Origin of the sequence: Candidatus Symbiopectobacterium sp. 'North America' (assembly GCF_015762685.1) — a bacterium.
In the GTDB taxonomy this organism is placed as follows: Bacteria; Pseudomonadota; Gammaproteobacteria; order Enterobacterales; family Enterobacteriaceae; genus Symbiopectobacterium.
Map to the genome: position 1 here is coordinate 1 of NZ_PEHF01000098.1, position 17,910 is coordinate 17,910.

The window sequence follows — 17,910 nt, forward strand, 5'->3', positions numbered from 1 at the left end:
TCAGATCGCGCAAGTCGGACTGAGTTCCCTTCAAGTGATCTACTATTACGCAAAGTTATTTAGCGAGATTCACTATAAAGCCCACCAGACAGCATGTTAAAGGAAGTAATTTTTATCAGTAATAAACTAATGCTATATCGTCATTTTAACCATACATAAAAACTTTCAAATTAAAAACAAATTTACATTGCACCACACCCCATAAAAAGACCAAAAAGTGATAAAACACGCTCATCTTACCCTGTTATTGCGTTCATCAAGGCACTGCATCATGAGTGATCGCTTAAAGAATAAAACCGAATAGCCTGATAAATAATCATTTCTTATTGGTGATGCCATTTCATTATTGGTGATAAAAATTACTTTACTACAATCACTGGGTGTAGTGGCTCCAATACCGAAGTCTGAAATCAAAAACGCTCTTTTTTCTCGCCTATTTTGGTTAATATATTTTATTTAAACGTACGTAATCACGGTTTCGCCCCCACCATATGTATGAACATGTGTACGAGTTTCCATCCTCTACCAACAACGTTCTACACAAGGGTTGTATTGCACGTTAGAACAGGAGGTGATTGACGGCAAGCGCGGCCGTCGTTTGTCCGCAATACGTGGTATTTAATGGTGCGTCTTCAGCCTGACATGGTCAATGAAACCGTTTTTTCAATGCGTTGTTGCCAACACCAAAAATCCGGCTACTTTAGAAAAGACGCGTTCAATAATGCTGATGGTGCCCCATGAAAGAGCTTCCCAAAATTAATCAACTCCGGAATTTTCAGGCAATCATTCGCTATGGAAGCATCAGAACGGCATCACAAGCGCTGTTTCAAACTCAACCGGCCATGACACGCAGTATTCAGGAGTTGGAAAGAATATTGGGCGTTACCCTGTTAGCCCGTGGGCCTCAAGGCATGGTGTTAACCAAGATGGGTCGCATTTTTGAACCCAGAGTGGCGATGCTGCTCAACGATCAGGAAAGGGCCGTTGATGAACTTCATCAGGCTAGCCAAATATCACAAGGCTCCGTTGTGTTTGGCTGCTCACATTTGCCAGCCTTCAGCATCATGCCGGGCTTGCTCAACAAATTCCAAAAAGAACACCCGAACGCCACCATCACCATTATAGAAGGACAATTATCTGAACTGATCACATCGTTACGCTTAGGGAGAATAGATTTCTACCTTGGCATTGCTTCACCAGAAATATCAATGAACGAGTTTTTCATCGAGAATGCCATTAAGGCAGAGTTTTGCATTATGGCACGGCATGGACATCCCTTAGCTGGCTGCACCACACTCAGCCAATTGCAAGGGAGTAAATGGTATTTCCCAAATGCCAGAACGGGATACTACAAGGAGCTCGAAAAACATATTTTCCCCAATGGCAAGCCGGCTCACTCTCGCATCATTTATGGTGACTCAATGACAATTGGTGACCGATGAGGATTATCTGTTTATTGGTCCCAAAGCGATTCTCAACGTTGATCACATCAAAGATATCGTATCGATCGTTCCTATCAAAAAAAACCTGCCTGATGCCGAGTATACGTTGATCTACAAACAGCAGTTGGGGTTAACCCCCTTAGCCAAAGCGCTAATGGACGAAATCAATGTGGCTTGTACAGCGTTTCTTGCAAGAGGGGTGTAGTGCGGCGATGACCCTGTTTTTCCGTAACATCCTGTACTGGATATCTTTCACCCTGCCCCCATCCGGCGCCATCGGATTACATTATCGATTTTGGATTGCAGTTCAGGTGTTTCATTAAAGAGGATATTAATGCCGGGCGGTCAATTGCCACTATCAGCGGGATCTCTGTTACCGTTGTGGGTGGTAAAACGTTATGTCCGAGAGTCGGGATACCGGATAGATTAATTGTCAGATCTCCTATTTTCACTATAGAAGATAATTTTGTCGTAAGAATGGGGGATTGTCGCTCAGGCTTTTCAGGATCCGTGCCGCATGCGCGTCCGACCATTTCTTGTTGTCGGCATGCCCGGCGCGGGCCACGTCCTCGAAGGTTTGTTCAGTATAGAGCTGCTGAATTTTAACTGCCTTCTTGTGCTCGTTGGGATCAATGCCAGCATCTTTTCTTTGCATTGAAGCGATAACGCAAGCGCCAGTATTTTGATCCGTTGGGGTGTATCAGAAGAAATAACCCATTGCCATCGGTGAGCTTATAGGCCTTCTCTTCCGGTTTTGCTGAACGTACCCTCATGTCCGTGAGTACCATCATGCAGCTCCTTCAATAAAAGCGATGTAGCGGGTACAAAGGTTTATTGAACCGAAATGTACCCGTATTTGTACCCGCACACGCAAATTGATGTCGATAGAATTGTATTGATACCGGGAGAGTAAGGAATGAAGGGAAAGCCTGTAACTCGTGGATTTTAGACAAAAAAATAGACGTCCATTGATGTGGTGATGGTGCCCGGGGCGGGACTTGAACCCGCACAGCGCGTACGCCGAGGGATTTTAAATCCCTTGTGTCTACCGATTTCACCACCCGGGCGAAAATTGGAGGCGCGTCCCGGAGTTGAACCGAGGTAGGCGGATTTGCAATCCGCTGCATGGCCACTCTGCCAACGCGCCTTTATTCTGCCTATTGACCCGATACTTCAGGTCATATCAATATGCTTTCACTTATAAACCATTGATTAAATAAGATTTTTTCATTTCAGTTTCAGGAGTGGACGCTATTATGGACCGGTTACGTGCTGATGGCAAGCCCTTTGTCGCCGGGATAAAACCAAACGCTCAAAAGCTCACCACGGCCGCTCATTATTTACAAATCTCGCTGCATTTAGCAGCAAAACGGCTGTTTAGTCGGCAAATATTCACCAGCCTAGACCGCAGTAACATCATTATCCTGACTCAGTGGCAATGTCGGACAGCGAGAAAAGCGTACAACATCTGCCACCACCAGTAAACCTGGCGACTATGATTGATACTGCACCAGCAATTTCAGTGATGTCGACAGGGCCACCGTCATTAACCGTTGCTGTGGTTAAGTGCTATGTTCAATCATCGCGAACAGCGTAGCGCCTGCTATGCACGAAAGTTGCCAAGAAAGTCGTCTATGCCATATTGAACACCTGTGGCTGTTCACCCCACGCCAGAATTGATCAATCAAGCACCGGTTCTCCCTCTTGGCTGAGTCTGGCTATCACAGCGCTGGCACAATGCAAAGCAAAGATCGCGCCAACCTGGATGACACGGCAAATAAACAATGTTGCACAAAATAGTGTGACAATAATCAAGCCGGTAAATAAGCAATAATGTTATTTACTGACAGCATAATTCGTTGCGTTGTGGAGTCGCATTATGATGAATCCTTTAGAGCTACAAGCCTTACGCCAACTTTTTTATGAGTGTTGATGAAGCGGCCACCTATATTGCTAACGGTTTTGAAAGCGAAACCTGGCGTTTATGGGAAAGTGGCTCGCAGCCAATACCTTCAGAGATTATTGACACACTAATGCTGATGAACAAAAAACGTAAGCAACGACTCGATGCAATCATCGAAAAAATCAATAATCGCATCAGGAATAATACTATGCGTTTTTTCCCAGATTATGCTGACTTTCGTACCGTTTATACCGAAGGTGATTATATTGAGTAGAAAATATACCAATCTGTCGCCGCTGAACTTTACGCACACAACTTGGAACGGTTATGTTAAGGATAATAGATGACTCATTCGATTATTTTAGTCGGCCCACGGGCATCCGGTAAAACAACCGTTGGGAAGATACTGGCAACCCGGCTACATCGGCATTTTATTGACACTGACGATCTGGTACAAAAAAACGAATAAAACCATCGCACAAATCGTTGATGAGCAAGACTGGGATCGTTTCCGCGATATCGAAAGTCAAATTCTCGAAGACGTTATGTTACGTGATGCCGTGGTAGCAACGGGAGGCGGGATGGTGGTTTCGGAAAAAAACCGTTTTTATATGAAAAATAAAGGCATTGTGTTTTATCTTGCCACCTCTGCCGAAACCGTAGTAGCACAGCTGAAATCAAACCCAGCGGTCAGCCAGCGTCCCTCACTCACTGGCTTGTCTATTACAGAAGAGATCACTGGTATTATTAAAGAGCGCGATCCCCTTTATCACGAAAGTGCACATTACGTCATTGATGCTAATAAAGAGAAACATGAGGTATTACAACAAATTTACGCACTCTGCATTTCGTTATAACATCTGGCAACAGAGATAATGCGATGTATGTTTTTGCCACCCTCTACTCGCTGGTTGCGAGATAAATCACAAATTAACGATCTTATTGCTCGGGAGAAAATCACAATTATCCTCAAGAGAATTTAATGAGTACCACATCATCTACCATGTGTTACATATCCGTTTCTTTTTCATTGAATAAATAGAAAGGTATAGCAAGGTTTTAAACATAAAAATTAACATCAATAACATTTATCAGGTATGCCGATAGAAACAATCTATGAATTAATAAAAAAAGGAATTATTCATTTCCCGAAGGGATTGTTAGCATCGAATAACTTAAAAACCGGCCTTAAATCTGTAGGTTATGTCAATCGAACACGACAGGATACCAAGATAAAACTGGTATTACACATCAGGGCAGGAAAACAACAGGGTTTTTTTTTCACCTAGGCATTTTCCCACAAGGCTAACTATGAAAAACAAATATATACCAATCGCCTTCGGATTATATCTCAATTATCTGGTGCATGGCATGGGTGTGATATTAATCAGCCTGAACATGCCACACCTGGAGCAACAATGGCAAACCGACGCCGCAGGGGTGTCTGTCGTCGTTTCATCGCTGGGTATTGGCAGACTGAGTTTGCTGCTACTGGCTGGGATGTTATCCGACCGTTTTGGCCGTAAACCGTTCGTGTATCTGGGAATGGTATGCTATCTCGGTTTTTTCTTTGGCATTCTCGGCTCGCAAAGCATTGCCGCGGCCTATTGTTTTGGCTTTCTCGCCGGGATGGCAAACAGCTTCCTCGATTCCGGCACCTACCCATCGCTGATGGAAGCATTCCCCTCCTCCCCCAGCACTGCCAACATTTTAATTAAGGCCTTTGTCTCCAGTGGGCAATTCCTGCTGCCCATGATCATCAGCCTGTTGGTCTGGGCAGATCTGTGGTTTGGCTGGTCGTTTATCATCGCGGCAGGCATTATGCTGCTCAACGGCATTTGCCTGTTCCGTTATCCTTTCCCCGGCACATCCGGGAAAAGTGGTGCGGGAAACCTTGGCTGCCGAAGCCCCAGTGGTACGCACCACCACGCAACACGCCTGCTCTTTGGTGGATCTCACCAGCTATACGCTATATGGCTACATCGCCATGGCAACGTTTTACCTTATCAGTCAATGGCTGGCACAATACGGACAGTTTGTGGCAGGCATGAGTTACACCATGTCAATCAAGTTGCTCAGTATTTACACCGTCGGCTCTCTGCTCTGTGTGGTGATCTCCGCCCTATTAGTGAGAAAAACCGTCAGTTCCACCTCGCTGTTGATGCTCTACACGTTTATTTCGTTGGTGGCGCTACTGGGCGTGTGCCTGTATCCCAGTCCAAACACTGTTATCGTGTTTTCTTTCGTGATTGGCTTCTCCGCTGCGGGGGGGTGTTGCAACTGGGGCTGACGCTGATGGCGGTACGGTTTCCCCATGCCAAAGGCAAATCTACCGCGATTTACTACAGCGCAGGCGGTATCGCCACCTTCACGATCCCTCTCATCACCGCCAGGCTTTCACAAACCAGTATTGCCAGCATTATGTGGTTTGATACCGGGATTGCTGCCGTCGGTTTCTTGCTGGCGCTGTTTATCGGCTACCGTAATCGGAAAACGCGCGACAACCTTCTACCAGAGGATGGACTGCGCGTTGACGGTGCGCTGCGTCGTCCATCCTGATACCATGCCTCTGTGCCCATGCGCCAGAGGCGTTAAGCGCTAAAATCGCAGGGTCTGGCAGGCGGTAAAGACAAACTTTTTAAATCCCTGTGCCGCCGCTGATAACATTTTGTCTTTACGTGTAGCCAAATAGATATAGCGCGTTGGGCCGGGATCGCGAATACGCACCACATGCAGATCCGAGCGAGAGAGCGTGCTGATGCGCGGCATCACGGCAATACCATAATTGACGCTGACCAATCCTACCATCTCAGTATCTTCTTCAACGTAACAAGCGATTTCCGGGATCAGCTTTTTCTGCATAAACATTTTATCGATAAACTGACTCAGCCCGCTTTTCTGTGAAAAGAAGATAAACGGATAGGCGATGGCTTCTTCCAGCGAGATGTCTTCCTTCGCTTGCTGTGCCAGTGGGTGTTGGCAAGAGGTAACCAGCACCAGTTCCTGGCTTATCAACGGCAAAAACTCTATTTCATTCTCATCCGCCACCAGCGAGCAAATAGCCATATCGTATTTATCGGCCCTCATATCTTCCACCAACGCTGACGTGGTGCCCTGATAAAAGCAGAAGCGTTTGTTGTCATTACCAGGCTGATGGACAAAACGATCGACCAGGCGCGGTACCACGGTTTCGCCCATGGTGTAGATAAATGCCAGACTGATCACGTCATCCTGCTGGCCACACATCTGGCGCAGCGCCAGCCTGCCATTCTCCAGTTCAAGCAATGCATTGTCCACATAGGGTAAGAAAAGCTTGCCCGCATGGGTAATGCGTACATTCCTGCCCGATTTTTCAAACAGCATAACACCCAGTTCTTTCTCCAGTTCTGCAATGGCATGGCTGAGCGACGGCTGCGTAATAAACAGGCTTGAAGCCGCTTCGGTGTAATGCTGCTTTTCAGCCAGGCGTTTAAAGTAGTGGAGCTGTTTTAAATTCATGACCGACCTCTTGGCAAGGTATCACTGCATCATTTACACGCAGTGATATGGGTGGGTTCCTACTGCCAGCATATCCCGCTTTTACTGTTGCAACTGCCCGTCAAACAAGGGCAATGCAACATTGTTTCGGTGCCGTGCAATATAAGCGGTACGTCTGTCAGCGCAACAAAAATGCGCAGCGTAACGCAATTGTTAATGAGTAAAAACATAAATCGGACAGGAATGACACTGCGTTATAGCATATATACGCCGCCTGATAAATTGAGGAAATAATACGGCCTGTCAGATCACAAAATAGCGTCTCACTGTGAACACAATGTGATGCACGACCACCTTTTTCCAGACTAGGCTGTTGTAGGACTCTTGTGAAATAAAAACATTTCATCAACATCTAATCTCTCCACTTCCTCACATTGCACAGCAATAAAGTTGGCAACTAAAACGGCATATTACGTATTTATTATTATCCGCGTTTAATACATTACATAACGAGAATAAAAAATATCTCACGCAGTATCGACAATCATTGAAATACAAAAGGTCAGGAAAAACAAAAACCGCTATCCCTGGTTATGAAAAATATCAACAACAAGCAGAATCATTAACGAAATGTGGAGAAAAGCATGAGCCAGAATAAGGCCTTCAATGCGCCCTTCTTATTAGCCGTCGTCGGTATCTATCTCAGTTATTTTTTACATGGCGTCAGCGTTATTACGCTGGCACAAAACATGACATCCCTTGCGGAGAAATTTGGTACCGATAATGCGGGTATTGCATATCTGATTTCGGGTATTGGCTTAGGTCGATTGGTCAGTATTCTCTTCTTTGGCGTGATCTCTGACAAATTTGGCCGCCGCTCAGTCATCTTGCTCGGCGTCAGTTTATATATATTGTTCTTCTTTGGTATTCCTGCCAGCCCAAATCTGGTTGTCGCCTTCGGCCAGATGTTATACCCGATGCTGGTCAGCTACCTGCTGCTCAGTCACATCTGGTATGGCTATGCCATGATCATCCCTGGTGTTCTCTTCGTCTTGGTATCGTTGCTGCTGCTAAAAAGCAAGTTCCCCAGCCAGTTGGTGGATGCCACCATTGCCAAAGAATTACCGCAGATGAACAGCAAGCCGCTCGCCTGGTTGTAAGGGGTTGCCTCTATTATTTTTGGCGTTGCCGCATTCTCCACCTTTTACGTCATTGTAGTCTGGATGCCCAAATATGCCATGGCCTTTGCCGGTATGGCGGAAGCCGATGCGCTGAAAACCATCTCGTATTACAGCATGGGTTCACTGGTGTGCGTATTTATTTTCGCCCTGCTGTTAAAAAGTATGGTACGCCCGGTGTGGGCCAACGTGTTTAATACCGGGGTTTCGGTGATCACCGCCACGATTATTTATCTCTACCCATCACCGTTGGTGTGTAATGTGGGCGCCTTTGTTATCGGTTTTTCAGCCGCAGGCGGGATATTGCAGCTCGGCGTTTCTGTCATGTCCGAATTTTTCCCAAAAAGCAAAGCCAAAGTCACCAGCTTTTACATGATGATGGGTGGCCTGGCTAACTTCTTAATTCCGCTAATTACTGCATACCTTTCCAAAATCGGTCTGCAATACATTATTTTGCTGGATATTGCTTTTGCCCTGCTGGCTTTTGTTACTGCCATCGTGGTTTTTATTCGCTACTACAAAGTGTTCAAAATCCCGCAAACCGATTTACGATTCGGCGAACGTTTCTTTCAATAACGACGTCACAAGAATGTGAATATTGATCTTAAAAACTGAACAGAACGGCAATCGACAGTTTGCACGATATGCGCCCGCCTATTGCCTGAATAACTGCACCACCTATTATTACCTTGTGTAAGGAGTTTAGAATGGATGTTACCGCAAAATATAAACTGATTGGATTAATGGCTTATCCCATCAGACACAGCCTTTCGCCGGAAATGCAAAACAAGGCGTTAGAAAAAGCGGGTTTGCCTTTCACCTATATAGCCTTTGAGGTGGACAACACCACCTTCGGTAAAGCGATTGAAGGCCTTAAAGCGCTGAAAATGCGTGGCACTGGTGTCTCTATGCCAAATAAACAATTAGCCTGCCAATATGTGAATGAATTAACACCGGCTGCAAAATTGGTCGGTGCGATTAATACCATTTTTAATGATAACGGGTATTTGCGTGGTTATAACACCGATGGCACTGGGCATATTCGCGCCATCAAAGAAAGCGGTTTTGATATTAAGGGCAAAACTATGGTGTTGGTCGGTTCGGGTGGAGCATCAACCGCAATTGGTGCCCAGGCTGCAATTGAAGGCATCAAAGAGATCAAACTGTTCAACCGTAAAGATGAATTCTACGAACAGGCACTTGCCTTCGCCAAACGCGTGAATGACAACACTGATTGCACCGTCACCGTCAGTGATTTGGCGAACCAGAAGGCCTTCGCCGACGCCATCGCGCACGCCGATATTCTAACCAACGGCACCAAAATCGGCATGAAACCGCTGGAAGACCAATGCGTCGTGAGCGATATCGCCATGCTACGCCCTGAACTGCTGGTCACGGAATGCGTTTACAACCCGCACATCACTAAGCTGCTGCAAATGGCCATGGATGCAGGCTGCGAGACCATTGATGGCTACGGCATGCTGCTGTGGCAAGGGGCTGAGCAATTCAAGCTCTGGACCGGTAAAGAGTTCCCGCTGGAACACATCAAAAAAGTGATGGGCTTTAACGCCTAAAACACGTTGGTACGCGGCGTATTCCTCACGCCGCGTTATCAGACCGTGTGGTAAAAGATGACGTAAGGGAAAAGCATGAAAACCGTAACCGTAAAAAATCGGGTGTTTGGCGAAGGCGCACCAAAAATTATCGTCATCGCTGATGGGCAAAGACATCGCAGCCATCAAATCAGAAGCCCACCATTATCAAGACGGCGACGTCGATATCCTGGAATGGCGCGCCGATCATTTCGATGACGTGTCCTCCATTGCCAGCGTGCTGGAGGCGGTGCGCACGCTTCGTGACTGCATCCCCGACAAGCCCCTGCTGTTTACCTTTCGCAGCAAGCAAGAAGGCGGGGAAAAAGTGCTTTCTGCCGAGGCCTACATTGCCTTGAACAAGGCGGTAGTGGAGAGCGGGTTTGTCGACATGATCGATCTGGAGCTGTTTACCGGTGATGCGCTGGTGAAAGATACCGTGGCGTTTGCGCATGCTCACGGCGTGAAAATCATCATGTCCAACCACGATTTCCACAAGACGCCACCGAAAGAAGAGATCGTTAAACGTCTGTGCAAGATGCAAGAATTGGGTGCCGATATCCCGAAAATAGCTCTGATGCCGCAGAGCAAAGACGATGTTCTCACCCTGCTGGCCGCCACGCTGGAAATGCATGAGAAGCACGCTGACCGCCCGATCATCACCATGTCCATGTCAAAAACCGGTGTTATCTCCCGTCTCTCCGACGAACTGTTTGGTTCAGCCGCCACCTTTGGCGCACTGAAAAAGGCCTCTGCCCCAGGGCAAATTGCCGTTAAAGATTTGCGCGCCGTGTTGACGGTATTACACCAATCCTGAATAGCAATCGCGCGGCTGTAGCCGTTTGCGCTGCCAGGAGCAGCGCACGTTCATTTGCTTATCACGAGGAGTTGCAATGAAACTGGAAAAACCGAAAAGAATTAATGGCCGAGTACCTGTGCTCTCCGCACAGGATGCGGTTAACTACATCCCCGATGAAGCTACCCTGTGCGTATTGGGCGCTGGTGGCGGCATTCTGGAAGCCAGCTCTCTAATTACCGCCCTCGCCGACCGCTACAAAGCCACGCAGTCACCGCGCGACCTGTCACTGATCAGCCCAACAGGGTTAGGCGATCGCGCCGAGCGCGGCATCAGTTCGCTGGCACAGGAAGGCTTGGTGAAATGAGCGCTGTGCGGTCACTGGGGATAGTCACCGCGTATTTCCGATCTGGCAGAACAAAACAAGATCGTCGCCTACAACTACCCGCAAGGGCTGCTGACGCAAGCGATCCGCGCCTTTGCCGCTCACCAGCCGGGCATTTTGAGCAATATCGATATTGGTACCTTTGTCGATCCGTGTCAACAGGGCGGCAAGCTGAATGAAGTAACCAAAGACGAACTGATCAAGCTAGTCGAAATCGATAATCAGGAATACCTGTTCTACAAAGCCATTGCCCCGAATGTCGCCTTTATTCGCGCCACCACCTGTGACAGCGAAGGATACGTCTCTTTCGAAGATGAAGTGATGTATCTCGATGCGCTGGTGATTGCGCAAGCGGTGCACAACAACGGCGGTATCGTGATGATGCAGGTGCAGAAAATGGTTAAAAAGGCCACGCTGCATCCTAAATCGGTGCGTATTCCCGGCTATCTGGTCGACATTGTCGTTGTAGATTCAACGCAAACCCAGCTGTACGGCGGTGCCCCCGTCAGCCGCTTTATCTCCGGTGATTTTGTGCTGGATGACAGCGCCAAAATGGCCATCCCCCTTAACCAACGCAAGCTGGTGGCACGCCGCGCGCTGTTCGAGATGCGAAAAGGTGCAGTGGGTAACGTGGGGGTCGGCATCGCCGACGGCATCGGCCTGGTGGCTCGCGAAGAGGGCTGTGCCGATGACTTTGTGCTGACGGTGGAAACCGGTCCTATCGGCGGGATCACCACACAAGGAGTGGCCTTCGGCGCCAACGTCAATACCCGCGCCATTCTGGACATGACCTCTCAGTTCGATTTTTACCACGGCGGCGGGTTGGATGTGTGCTACCTAAGCTTTGCTGAAATCGACCGACACGGCAACGTTGGCGTGCATAAATTCAACGGCAAGATCATTGGCACCGGCGGGTTTATCGATATCAGCGCCACCTCGAAGAAGATCATCTTCTGCGGCACCCTGACGGCAGGCAGTCTAAAAACCGATGTCGGTGACGGCAAGCTGACGATCGTGCAGGAAGGGAAAGTCAAAAAATTTATTCAGGAAATCCCTGAAATCACGTTCAGCGGAAAAATTGCACTCGAACGCGGTTTGGACGTGCGTTACATCACCGAACGCGCCGTCTTCACCTTAAAAGCAGACAGTTTGCACTTGGTTGAGATTGCGCCCGGCGTCGATCTGGAAAAAGACATTCTGGCACAGATGGACTTTACCCCGGTCATTTCGCCTGACTTAAAACTGATGGATACACGCCTCTTTTTCGATGACGTGATGGGCTTCGTATTGCTAGACGCTGAACAATAACAGGAGTAAAAACGATGGACTTTGCCTTAACCGAAGAGCAAGAACTGCTGCTTGCCAGTATTCGGGAATTGATCACCAGTGATTTCCCGGAAGAGTACTTCAGAACCTGCGATCAGACCGGTACTTATTCGAAAGCGTTTATGCGGGCGCTGTCCGATAACGGCATTTCCCTACTGGGCGTACCGGAAGAATTTGGCGGCATTCCGGCGGATTATGTCACCCAAATGCTGGCACTGATGGAAATGTCTAAAAATGGCGCACCGGCGTTCCTGATCACTAACGGTCAGTGCATCCACAGCATGCGTCGTTTTGGTTCTGCCGAGCAACTACGCAAAACCGCTGAGAGTACACTGGCGACCGGCGATCCGGCCTATTCTCTGGCTCTGACCGAACCGGGTGCAGGTTCGGACAACAGCAGCGCGACCACCAGCTACACGCGTAAAAACGGCAAGGTGTATCTCAACGGGCAAAAAACCTTTATCACTGGTGGCAAAGAGTACCCTTATATGCTGGTGCTGGCACGCGATCCCGAACCGCAAGACCCGAAAAAAGCCTTTACCCTGTGGTGGGTGGAATCCAATAAATCCGGCATTAAAATCAACCCATTGCACAAAATCGGCTGGCATATGCTGACCACCTGCGAAGTTTATCTCGATAACGTCGAAGTCGAAGAGAGCGACATGGTAGGTGAAGAAGGCATGGGCTTCCTGAACGTGATGTACAATTTCGAAATGGAACGCCTGATCAATGCCGCGCGCAGTACCGGTTTTGCTGAATGTGCCTTTGAAGATGCCGCACGTTATGCCAACCAGCGTATTGCTTTTGGCAAACCGATTGGTCATAACCAGATGATCCAGGAGAAGCTGGCGCTGATGGCCATCAAAATCGAGAACATGCGTAATATGGTGCTGAAATGTGCCTGGCAGGCGGATCAGGAACTGTCATTACGCACCAGTGCTGCATTGTGCAAACTTTATTGCGCACGAACCGCATTGAAAGTGATCGATGACGCCATTCAAATCATGGGCAGGCTGGGCTATACGGATGACGCACGTGTATCCCGTTTCTGGAGTGACGTGCGCTGCGAAAGGATTGGCGGCGGTACTGATGAAATCATGATTTATATTGCCGGACGGCAGATTCTGAAAGATTACCAAAGTTAATAACTGACGGGTTGAGACTCTCGTTCACACGGGAGTCTCAACCCGATATTCGCATCACAGCAGCAATTCTGAGCTCTCACCAAACTCCGTTATATACTCCAATCCATTCAGACTATTTTTAAACTGCTTACGGTATTCGCTCGGTGAGCAGCCAACATGGCGCATGAATAATTTGGCAAAATGATCAACATTGTCATACCACACGCGGGTGGCAATCTCGTTCAAACTGCACTCAGTGTTGGTCAGCGAAAATTTTGCTTCGGTGATCCGACGTTTAATCACATAGTTGATAGGAGAGATATGGTATTCCTTGGTAAATTCATGGCAAATGTAGCTGACGCTGACACGGAACTTTTTAGCGAGCTGATCCAAGGTTATCTTTTCCCGATAATTGTTATTGAGATAAACCAAAATATCTTTCACCAACACTTCCTTGAGAATATAACCGGATTCAGAACGGTAGGCGTTTTTAAAATTTTCATAAAACAACGCCGTCAAAGTATAACCAAAAGCATTGTAGATCGTTGATGATAAAAGGTTTTTTCTGTGGTAACATCACTCCTAGTTCGTGAAATATACTTTTTATTACCTCTTTTCCTTTCACTACTGAAACCACCGGGCAGGAATTGGCCTGCATGATCTGGTTCTCATCCCTGTCGCGGAATTTAAATCCGTAAACGGCACAGGTATAGGTGGTTGCCGGGGACGCATTATCGGAGGCGACGGCATGCAATCGGCCACGCTCGACCACCACATTATCGCCAGTCTGTGCAACATAATTGGACGAATCGATGATAAGCCGGGCTACGCCACTTTTCACGTAGATCAGCTCCGTTTCTGCATCATGCACATGGTGGCCAGACTCCCAGTTTGGGTCATCGCTGATCACAAAACGGGACAATTTGGGCGTCATTCCCTTTTCAAACAAGGTATCGGTATTATTGTCAAACCAGCGCTGATACATGACAACCTCCACGGAGAACAGTAAGGTGTGAGCCAATTATTTAGGGGTAAAGTAGCGCAACGACCTGTACTGTATATCACGTTTTTAACCGCGCAAAACAAGATTGTTTGCATATCATGCAAGATTACATCACTCGATTGTTTAGCCTGAAAAGCGCACTTTTTTAACGCATTACACTGTGTGTTTTTTCTGATTTAAAATACGCATTGCCTACATACACAAAACATCACATTCACAATCCACTGATATTTTCTTAATTCAATGAGCGTATTAATAATTCCAATTAAAAAAAGCCTCGCATTTATGATGCACGTCACAACTTATTTTCACTCAGTGTTTTCAGTGTGAATTCGCGGTAGCCGATTTCAACGTAATGTTTAAAGGCAATGTCGCATAAGCAATAGGTCATGAAATACATTTATCTGCCGTTGCGCACAATTTTTTTGCAAGATTGTTGGTAACTAAAACATATTATCATGTCGTTTTTCACCCCTATCCCCCGCACACTACTCCCATAAAATTTTTATATCTCTCTGAGGCACATCGATATTATTTTTCGATGCCCCGCCTGCGAACTACCAATAGGAGACGCCATGAAAATAATAACCTGCTTCAAGCTGGTGCCCGAAGAGCAAGACATTGTGGTTACCGCCAAACGCACGCTCAATTTCGACCGCGCCGATGCAAAAATCAGCAAGTTTGATTTGAACACCATCGAGGCCGCCACACAGTTGGCCGGCGCTGAGCGTTGGCGGCAGCCTGCTGGACAACACCAAAGTACGCAAAGATGTGCTGTCGCGCGGCCCCAATGAACTGTTCCTTGTACAGGATGCACAGTTAGACAACGCGCTACCCAAAGATACTGCACAAGTGCTAGCGGCTGCGGCCCGTAAGATTGGCTTCGATCTGCTGCTGTTCGGCGAAGGATCCGGCGATCTCTATGCGCAGCAGGCTGGGCTGCTGGTCGGTGAAATGTTGCAACTGCCTACCGTCAATGCCGTAAGCCAGGTAGAGCTGCTGGATAACCGGGTGCGCGTGGAGCGCACGCTGGAAGAAGAAGTGGAAATTCTTGAGCTGCCGCTGCCCGCTGTGCTCTGCGTGACATCAGATATTAATGCGCCAAAAATTCCGTCGATGAAGGCTATTCTGGGTGCGGGGAAAAAACCAGTGACCCAATGGAAAGCCGACGATATCAGTTGGCAGCGCACTGCCCCCCACACCGAGCTGAAGCAGATCCACGTACCACCGCAGGCGGAGCGTAAACACATCATTCTGGAAAGCGATTCGCCGGAAGCGATCGCCGAACTGGCCGAACACCTGAAAAAAGCGCTGAATTAACCCGGAGAATATCATCATGAGTCAATTAACCAATGTATGGGTGTTCAGCGATAACGTTGAGCGCTACAGTGAATTAATGACGGGCGCACGCCAGTGGGGACAGCAGGTTCACGCAGTTGTGCAAGATGACACGCAGGTTTCTGCCGTTAAACCACTCGGCGCTCAGGGGCTCTACGTGCTGGGCAAAACGGCGCAGCAGCGTATCGAAAACTATGCCGAAACGCTGGCATCTCTGATCGAAAAACCGGCAACGACGGATTATCCCGCCACGCTGATTCTGTTGGCAGCCACCAAGCGCGGTAAGGCCCTGGCAGCCCGCTTGAGCGTGCTGCTCGATGCCGCCGTCGTCAACGACGTCACCACTCTGACGGTAGAACAGCATGCGTTGTTTGCCGAACATCGCATGTACGGTGGACTGGCGTTTGGCAAAGAGAAGATCAATACCCCGATTGCCATTGTTACGCTGGCACCGGGTGCCGTCGAATCCGAGACAGCCACGGTACCGTCTGACTGCCCGGTTTATCAGGCTAACTATGTTGCACCGCGTCAGGAAATCCTGTGTGTTGAACGCCGCGCTAAATCGTTGAGTAGTGTCGACTTGAGCAAGGCCAAACGCGTTGTTGGCGTGGGCCGTGGATTGGTGTCGCAGGAAGATTTACGCATGGTTCAAGACCTGGCAACGGTATTGGGCGCGGAAGTCGGCTGCTCACGCCCGATTGCGGAAGGGGAACATTGGATGGAGCGCGAGCGCTATATCGGTGTCTCTGGTGTGCTGCTGAAATCCGATCTTTACCTGACATTAGGGATCTCCGGCCAAATCCAGCACATGGTGGGCGGTAACGGGGCAAAAACCATCGTCGCCATTAACAAAGACAAGAATGCGCCGATCTTCAAATACGCCGACTACGGTTTAGTCGGCGATATCTACAAAGTGGTCCCGGCGTTGGTTGAGCAGTTGACCCGGTAATCCTTCATTTGTTGGTCTTTTCGTTAACAGCACGTATCCCGCCACGCCACTGTGGCGGGATAGGGAGCAGGAACCATGTCGGAAGAAAAATTTGATGCCATCGTCGTCGGTGCCGGGGTTGCGGGCTGCGTCGCCGGTTATGTCATGGCACAAGCCGGGCTTGATGTATTAGTCATCGAACGCGGTAACAGCGCGGGCAGTAAAAATATGACCGGTGGACGCCTTTACGCCCACAGTCTGGAAAGCATCATGCCTGGGTTTGCGCAACAGGCCCCGGTTGAACGCAAAGTCACGCGAGAAAAAATTTCCTTTCTCACTGACGAAAGTGCTGTCACGATGGATTACCACAGCGAACAACTGGATATCCCGGCCAAAGCCTCTTATACCGTGTTGCGCAACCGATTCGATCCCTGGCTGATGGAGAAAGCCGAAGAAGCTGGCGTGCAGTTTATTCCCGGCGTACGCGTCGATGCCTTGTTGCGCGAAGGCAACAGAGTCACCGGCGTGCAGGCAGGAGAAGATGCGCTGGAGGCGAACGTGGTGATCCTGGCTGACGGAGTGAACTCGCTGCTGGGCCGCTCCGTTGGCATGGTCCCCCCCGTCGCCTCATCACTATGCGGTCGGCATGAAGGAGCTGATTGCCCTACCCCGAAGACAGGTTCAACCTGGCGCCGGGAGAAGGTGCAGCCTGGTTGTTTGCCGGTTCGCCTTCCAACGGATTGATGGGCGCAGGTTTTCTCTACACCAATAAAGACTCAATCTCGCTTGGGTTAGTCTGCGGTTTAGGTGATATCGCCCACGCCAGCAAAAGTGTGCCGCAAATGCTGGAAGATTTTAAACAACACCCGACGATCCGCCCATTGATTCAGGGAGGAGAGTTACTGGAATACTCGGCACACATGGTGCCGGAAGGCGGGCTTGAAATGGTGCCCAGCCTGGTGGATGACGGCGTGATTATTGTCGGCGATGCGGCTGGCCTGTGCCTCAATCTGGGCTACACCGTGCGCGGTATGGATCTGGCCATCGCCTCTGCACAGGCAGCAGCCAACACCGCGATTGCCGCAAAGCAGCGCCAGGATTTCTCATCCAGCAGCCTGATGGAATACAAACGCACCCTGGAACAGAGCTTCGTGCTGCGTGATATGCACCATTATCGCAAAGTGCCCGCCATGATGGAAAACCCACGCATGTTCACCCAGTACCCACGCATGGTGGCCGATATCATGAGTGATCTGTTCATTATTGATGGCGGCCCGAACGTGCCGGTGCGAGCAAAAATCATGAAGTGCGCCAAACAGGTCGGTCTGATAAACCTGTTGAAAGATGGCATCAAATGTGGGGGAGTGATCATTTCTGCATAGCCTGAAATAGCACGACGCCTTGAATGGCGCGGCTTT

The 17,910-nt window shown here is 48.7% G+C and carries 7 protein-coding genes, 2 tRNA genes and 10 pseudogenes; 14 read left to right on the forward strand and 5 right to left on the reverse strand.

The window, feature by feature from the left end; all coding sequences use genetic code 11:
• Nucleotides 1–737 precede the first annotated feature (737 nt).
• Together CS369_RS21425 and CS369_RS24245 are read left to right on the forward strand one after the other, a co-directional pair.
• Nucleotides 738–1,442, forward strand: a complete 705-nt coding sequence (locus CS369_RS21425; RefSeq protein ID WP_244665168.1) for a LysR family transcriptional regulator — start codon at nucleotides 738–740, stop codon at nucleotides 1,440–1,442.
• Nucleotides 1,432–1,647 (forward strand): hypothetical protein, encoded by a 216-nt coding sequence (locus tag CS369_RS24245; protein ID WP_244665169.1) that lies wholly within the window; start codon nucleotides 1,432–1,434, stop codon nucleotides 1,645–1,647. Before CS369_RS21425 ends, CS369_RS24245 begins: the two co-directional genes overlap by 11 nt.
• 279 nt (nucleotides 1,648–1,926) lie before the next feature.
• Here CS369_RS24245 and CS369_RS21430 read toward each other — a convergent pair.
• The 3 genes and pseudogenes from CS369_RS21430 to CS369_RS21440 form a co-directional block, all read right to left on the reverse strand.
• Nucleotides 1,927–2,230, reverse strand: a pseudogene (locus CS369_RS21430) (Arm DNA-binding domain-containing protein); the annotation flags it as partial.
• 192 nt (nucleotides 2,231–2,422) lie between these two features.
• Nucleotides 2,423–2,509: transfer RNA gene (locus CS369_RS21435), tRNA-Leu, on the reverse strand.
• A gap of 6 nt (nucleotides 2,510–2,515) precedes the next feature.
• A tRNA-Cys gene (locus CS369_RS21440) sits at nucleotides 2,516–2,589 on the reverse strand.
• A 109-nt stretch (nucleotides 2,590–2,698) separates the two neighbouring features.
• Between CS369_RS21440 and CS369_RS21445 the strand changes: the two genes are divergently transcribed.
• The 4 genes and pseudogenes from CS369_RS21445 to CS369_RS21460 all read left to right on the forward strand — a co-directional run bounded on the left by CS369_RS21445 (nucleotide 2,699) and on the right by CS369_RS21460 (nucleotide 5,904).
• On the forward strand, nucleotides 2,699–2,926 hold the full coding sequence (locus tag CS369_RS21445) for a hypothetical protein (protein ID WP_196908631.1): 228 nt from the start codon (nucleotides 2,699–2,701) through the stop codon (nucleotides 2,924–2,926).
• Nucleotides 2,927–3,324: 398 nt separating this feature from the next.
• A pseudogene (locus CS369_RS21450) lies at nucleotides 3,325–3,619 on the forward strand (DUF1870 family protein).
• Between the two features lie 69 nt (nucleotides 3,620–3,688).
• A pseudogene (gene aroL, locus CS369_RS21455) lies at nucleotides 3,689–4,202 on the forward strand (shikimate kinase AroL).
• A 454-nt stretch (nucleotides 4,203–4,656) separates the two neighbouring features.
• Nucleotides 4,657–5,904, forward strand: a pseudogene (locus CS369_RS21460) (MFS transporter).
• 39 nt (nucleotides 5,905–5,943) lie between these two features.
• Here CS369_RS21460 and CS369_RS21465 read toward each other — a convergent pair.
• On the reverse strand, nucleotides 5,944–6,843 hold the full coding sequence (locus CS369_RS21465; RefSeq protein ID WP_196908632.1) for a LysR family transcriptional regulator: 900 nt from the start codon (nucleotides 6,841–6,843) through the stop codon (nucleotides 5,944–5,946).
• 623 nt (nucleotides 6,844–7,466) lie between these two features.
• Here CS369_RS21465 and CS369_RS21470 point away from each other — a divergent pair.
• From CS369_RS21470 to CS369_RS21490, 5 genes and pseudogenes are all read left to right on the forward strand, one after another.
• Nucleotides 7,467–8,576 (forward strand): annotated as a pseudogene (locus CS369_RS21470) (MFS transporter).
• A 131-nt stretch (nucleotides 8,577–8,707) separates the two neighbouring features.
• Nucleotides 8,708–9,574: a quinate/shikimate dehydrogenase gene (gene ydiB, locus CS369_RS21475; RefSeq protein ID WP_196908633.1), complete on the forward strand. Its 867-nt coding sequence runs from the start codon at nucleotides 8,708–8,710 to the stop codon at nucleotides 9,572–9,574.
• A gap of 75 nt (nucleotides 9,575–9,649) precedes the next feature.
• Nucleotides 9,650–10,409: pseudogene (aroD, locus tag CS369_RS21480) on the forward strand (type I 3-dehydroquinate dehydratase).
• Nucleotides 10,410–10,485: 76 nt separating this feature from the next.
• Nucleotides 10,486–12,081, forward strand: a pseudogene (locus CS369_RS21485) (acyl CoA:acetate/3-ketoacid CoA transferase).
• 14 nt (nucleotides 12,082–12,095) lie between these two features.
• Entirely contained in the window at nucleotides 12,096–13,244 is a 1,149-nt protein-coding gene (locus tag CS369_RS21490) for an acyl-CoA dehydrogenase (protein ID WP_196908634.1), read from the forward strand.
• Between the two features lie 54 nt (nucleotides 13,245–13,298).
• Here the strand turns inward: CS369_RS21490 and CS369_RS21495 are convergent.
• A pseudogene (locus tag CS369_RS21495) lies at nucleotides 13,299–14,208 on the reverse strand (AraC family transcriptional regulator).
• Between the two features lie 593 nt (nucleotides 14,209–14,801).
• Here CS369_RS21495 and CS369_RS21500 point away from each other — a divergent pair.
• The 3 genes and pseudogenes from CS369_RS21500 to CS369_RS21510 all read left to right on the forward strand — a co-directional run bounded on the left by CS369_RS21500 (nucleotide 14,802) and on the right by CS369_RS21510 (nucleotide 17,874).
• Nucleotides 14,802–15,546 (forward strand): annotated as a pseudogene (locus CS369_RS21500) (electron transfer flavoprotein).
• 16 nt (nucleotides 15,547–15,562) lie between these two features.
• Entirely contained in the window at nucleotides 15,563–16,513 is a 951-nt protein-coding gene (locus CS369_RS21505; protein WP_196908635.1) for an electron transfer flavoprotein subunit alpha, read from the forward strand.
• A 75-nt stretch (nucleotides 16,514–16,588) separates the two neighbouring features.
• A pseudogene (locus CS369_RS21510) lies at nucleotides 16,589–17,874 on the forward strand (FAD-dependent oxidoreductase).
• The last annotated feature ends 36 nt before the right edge of the window (nucleotides 17,875–17,910 follow it).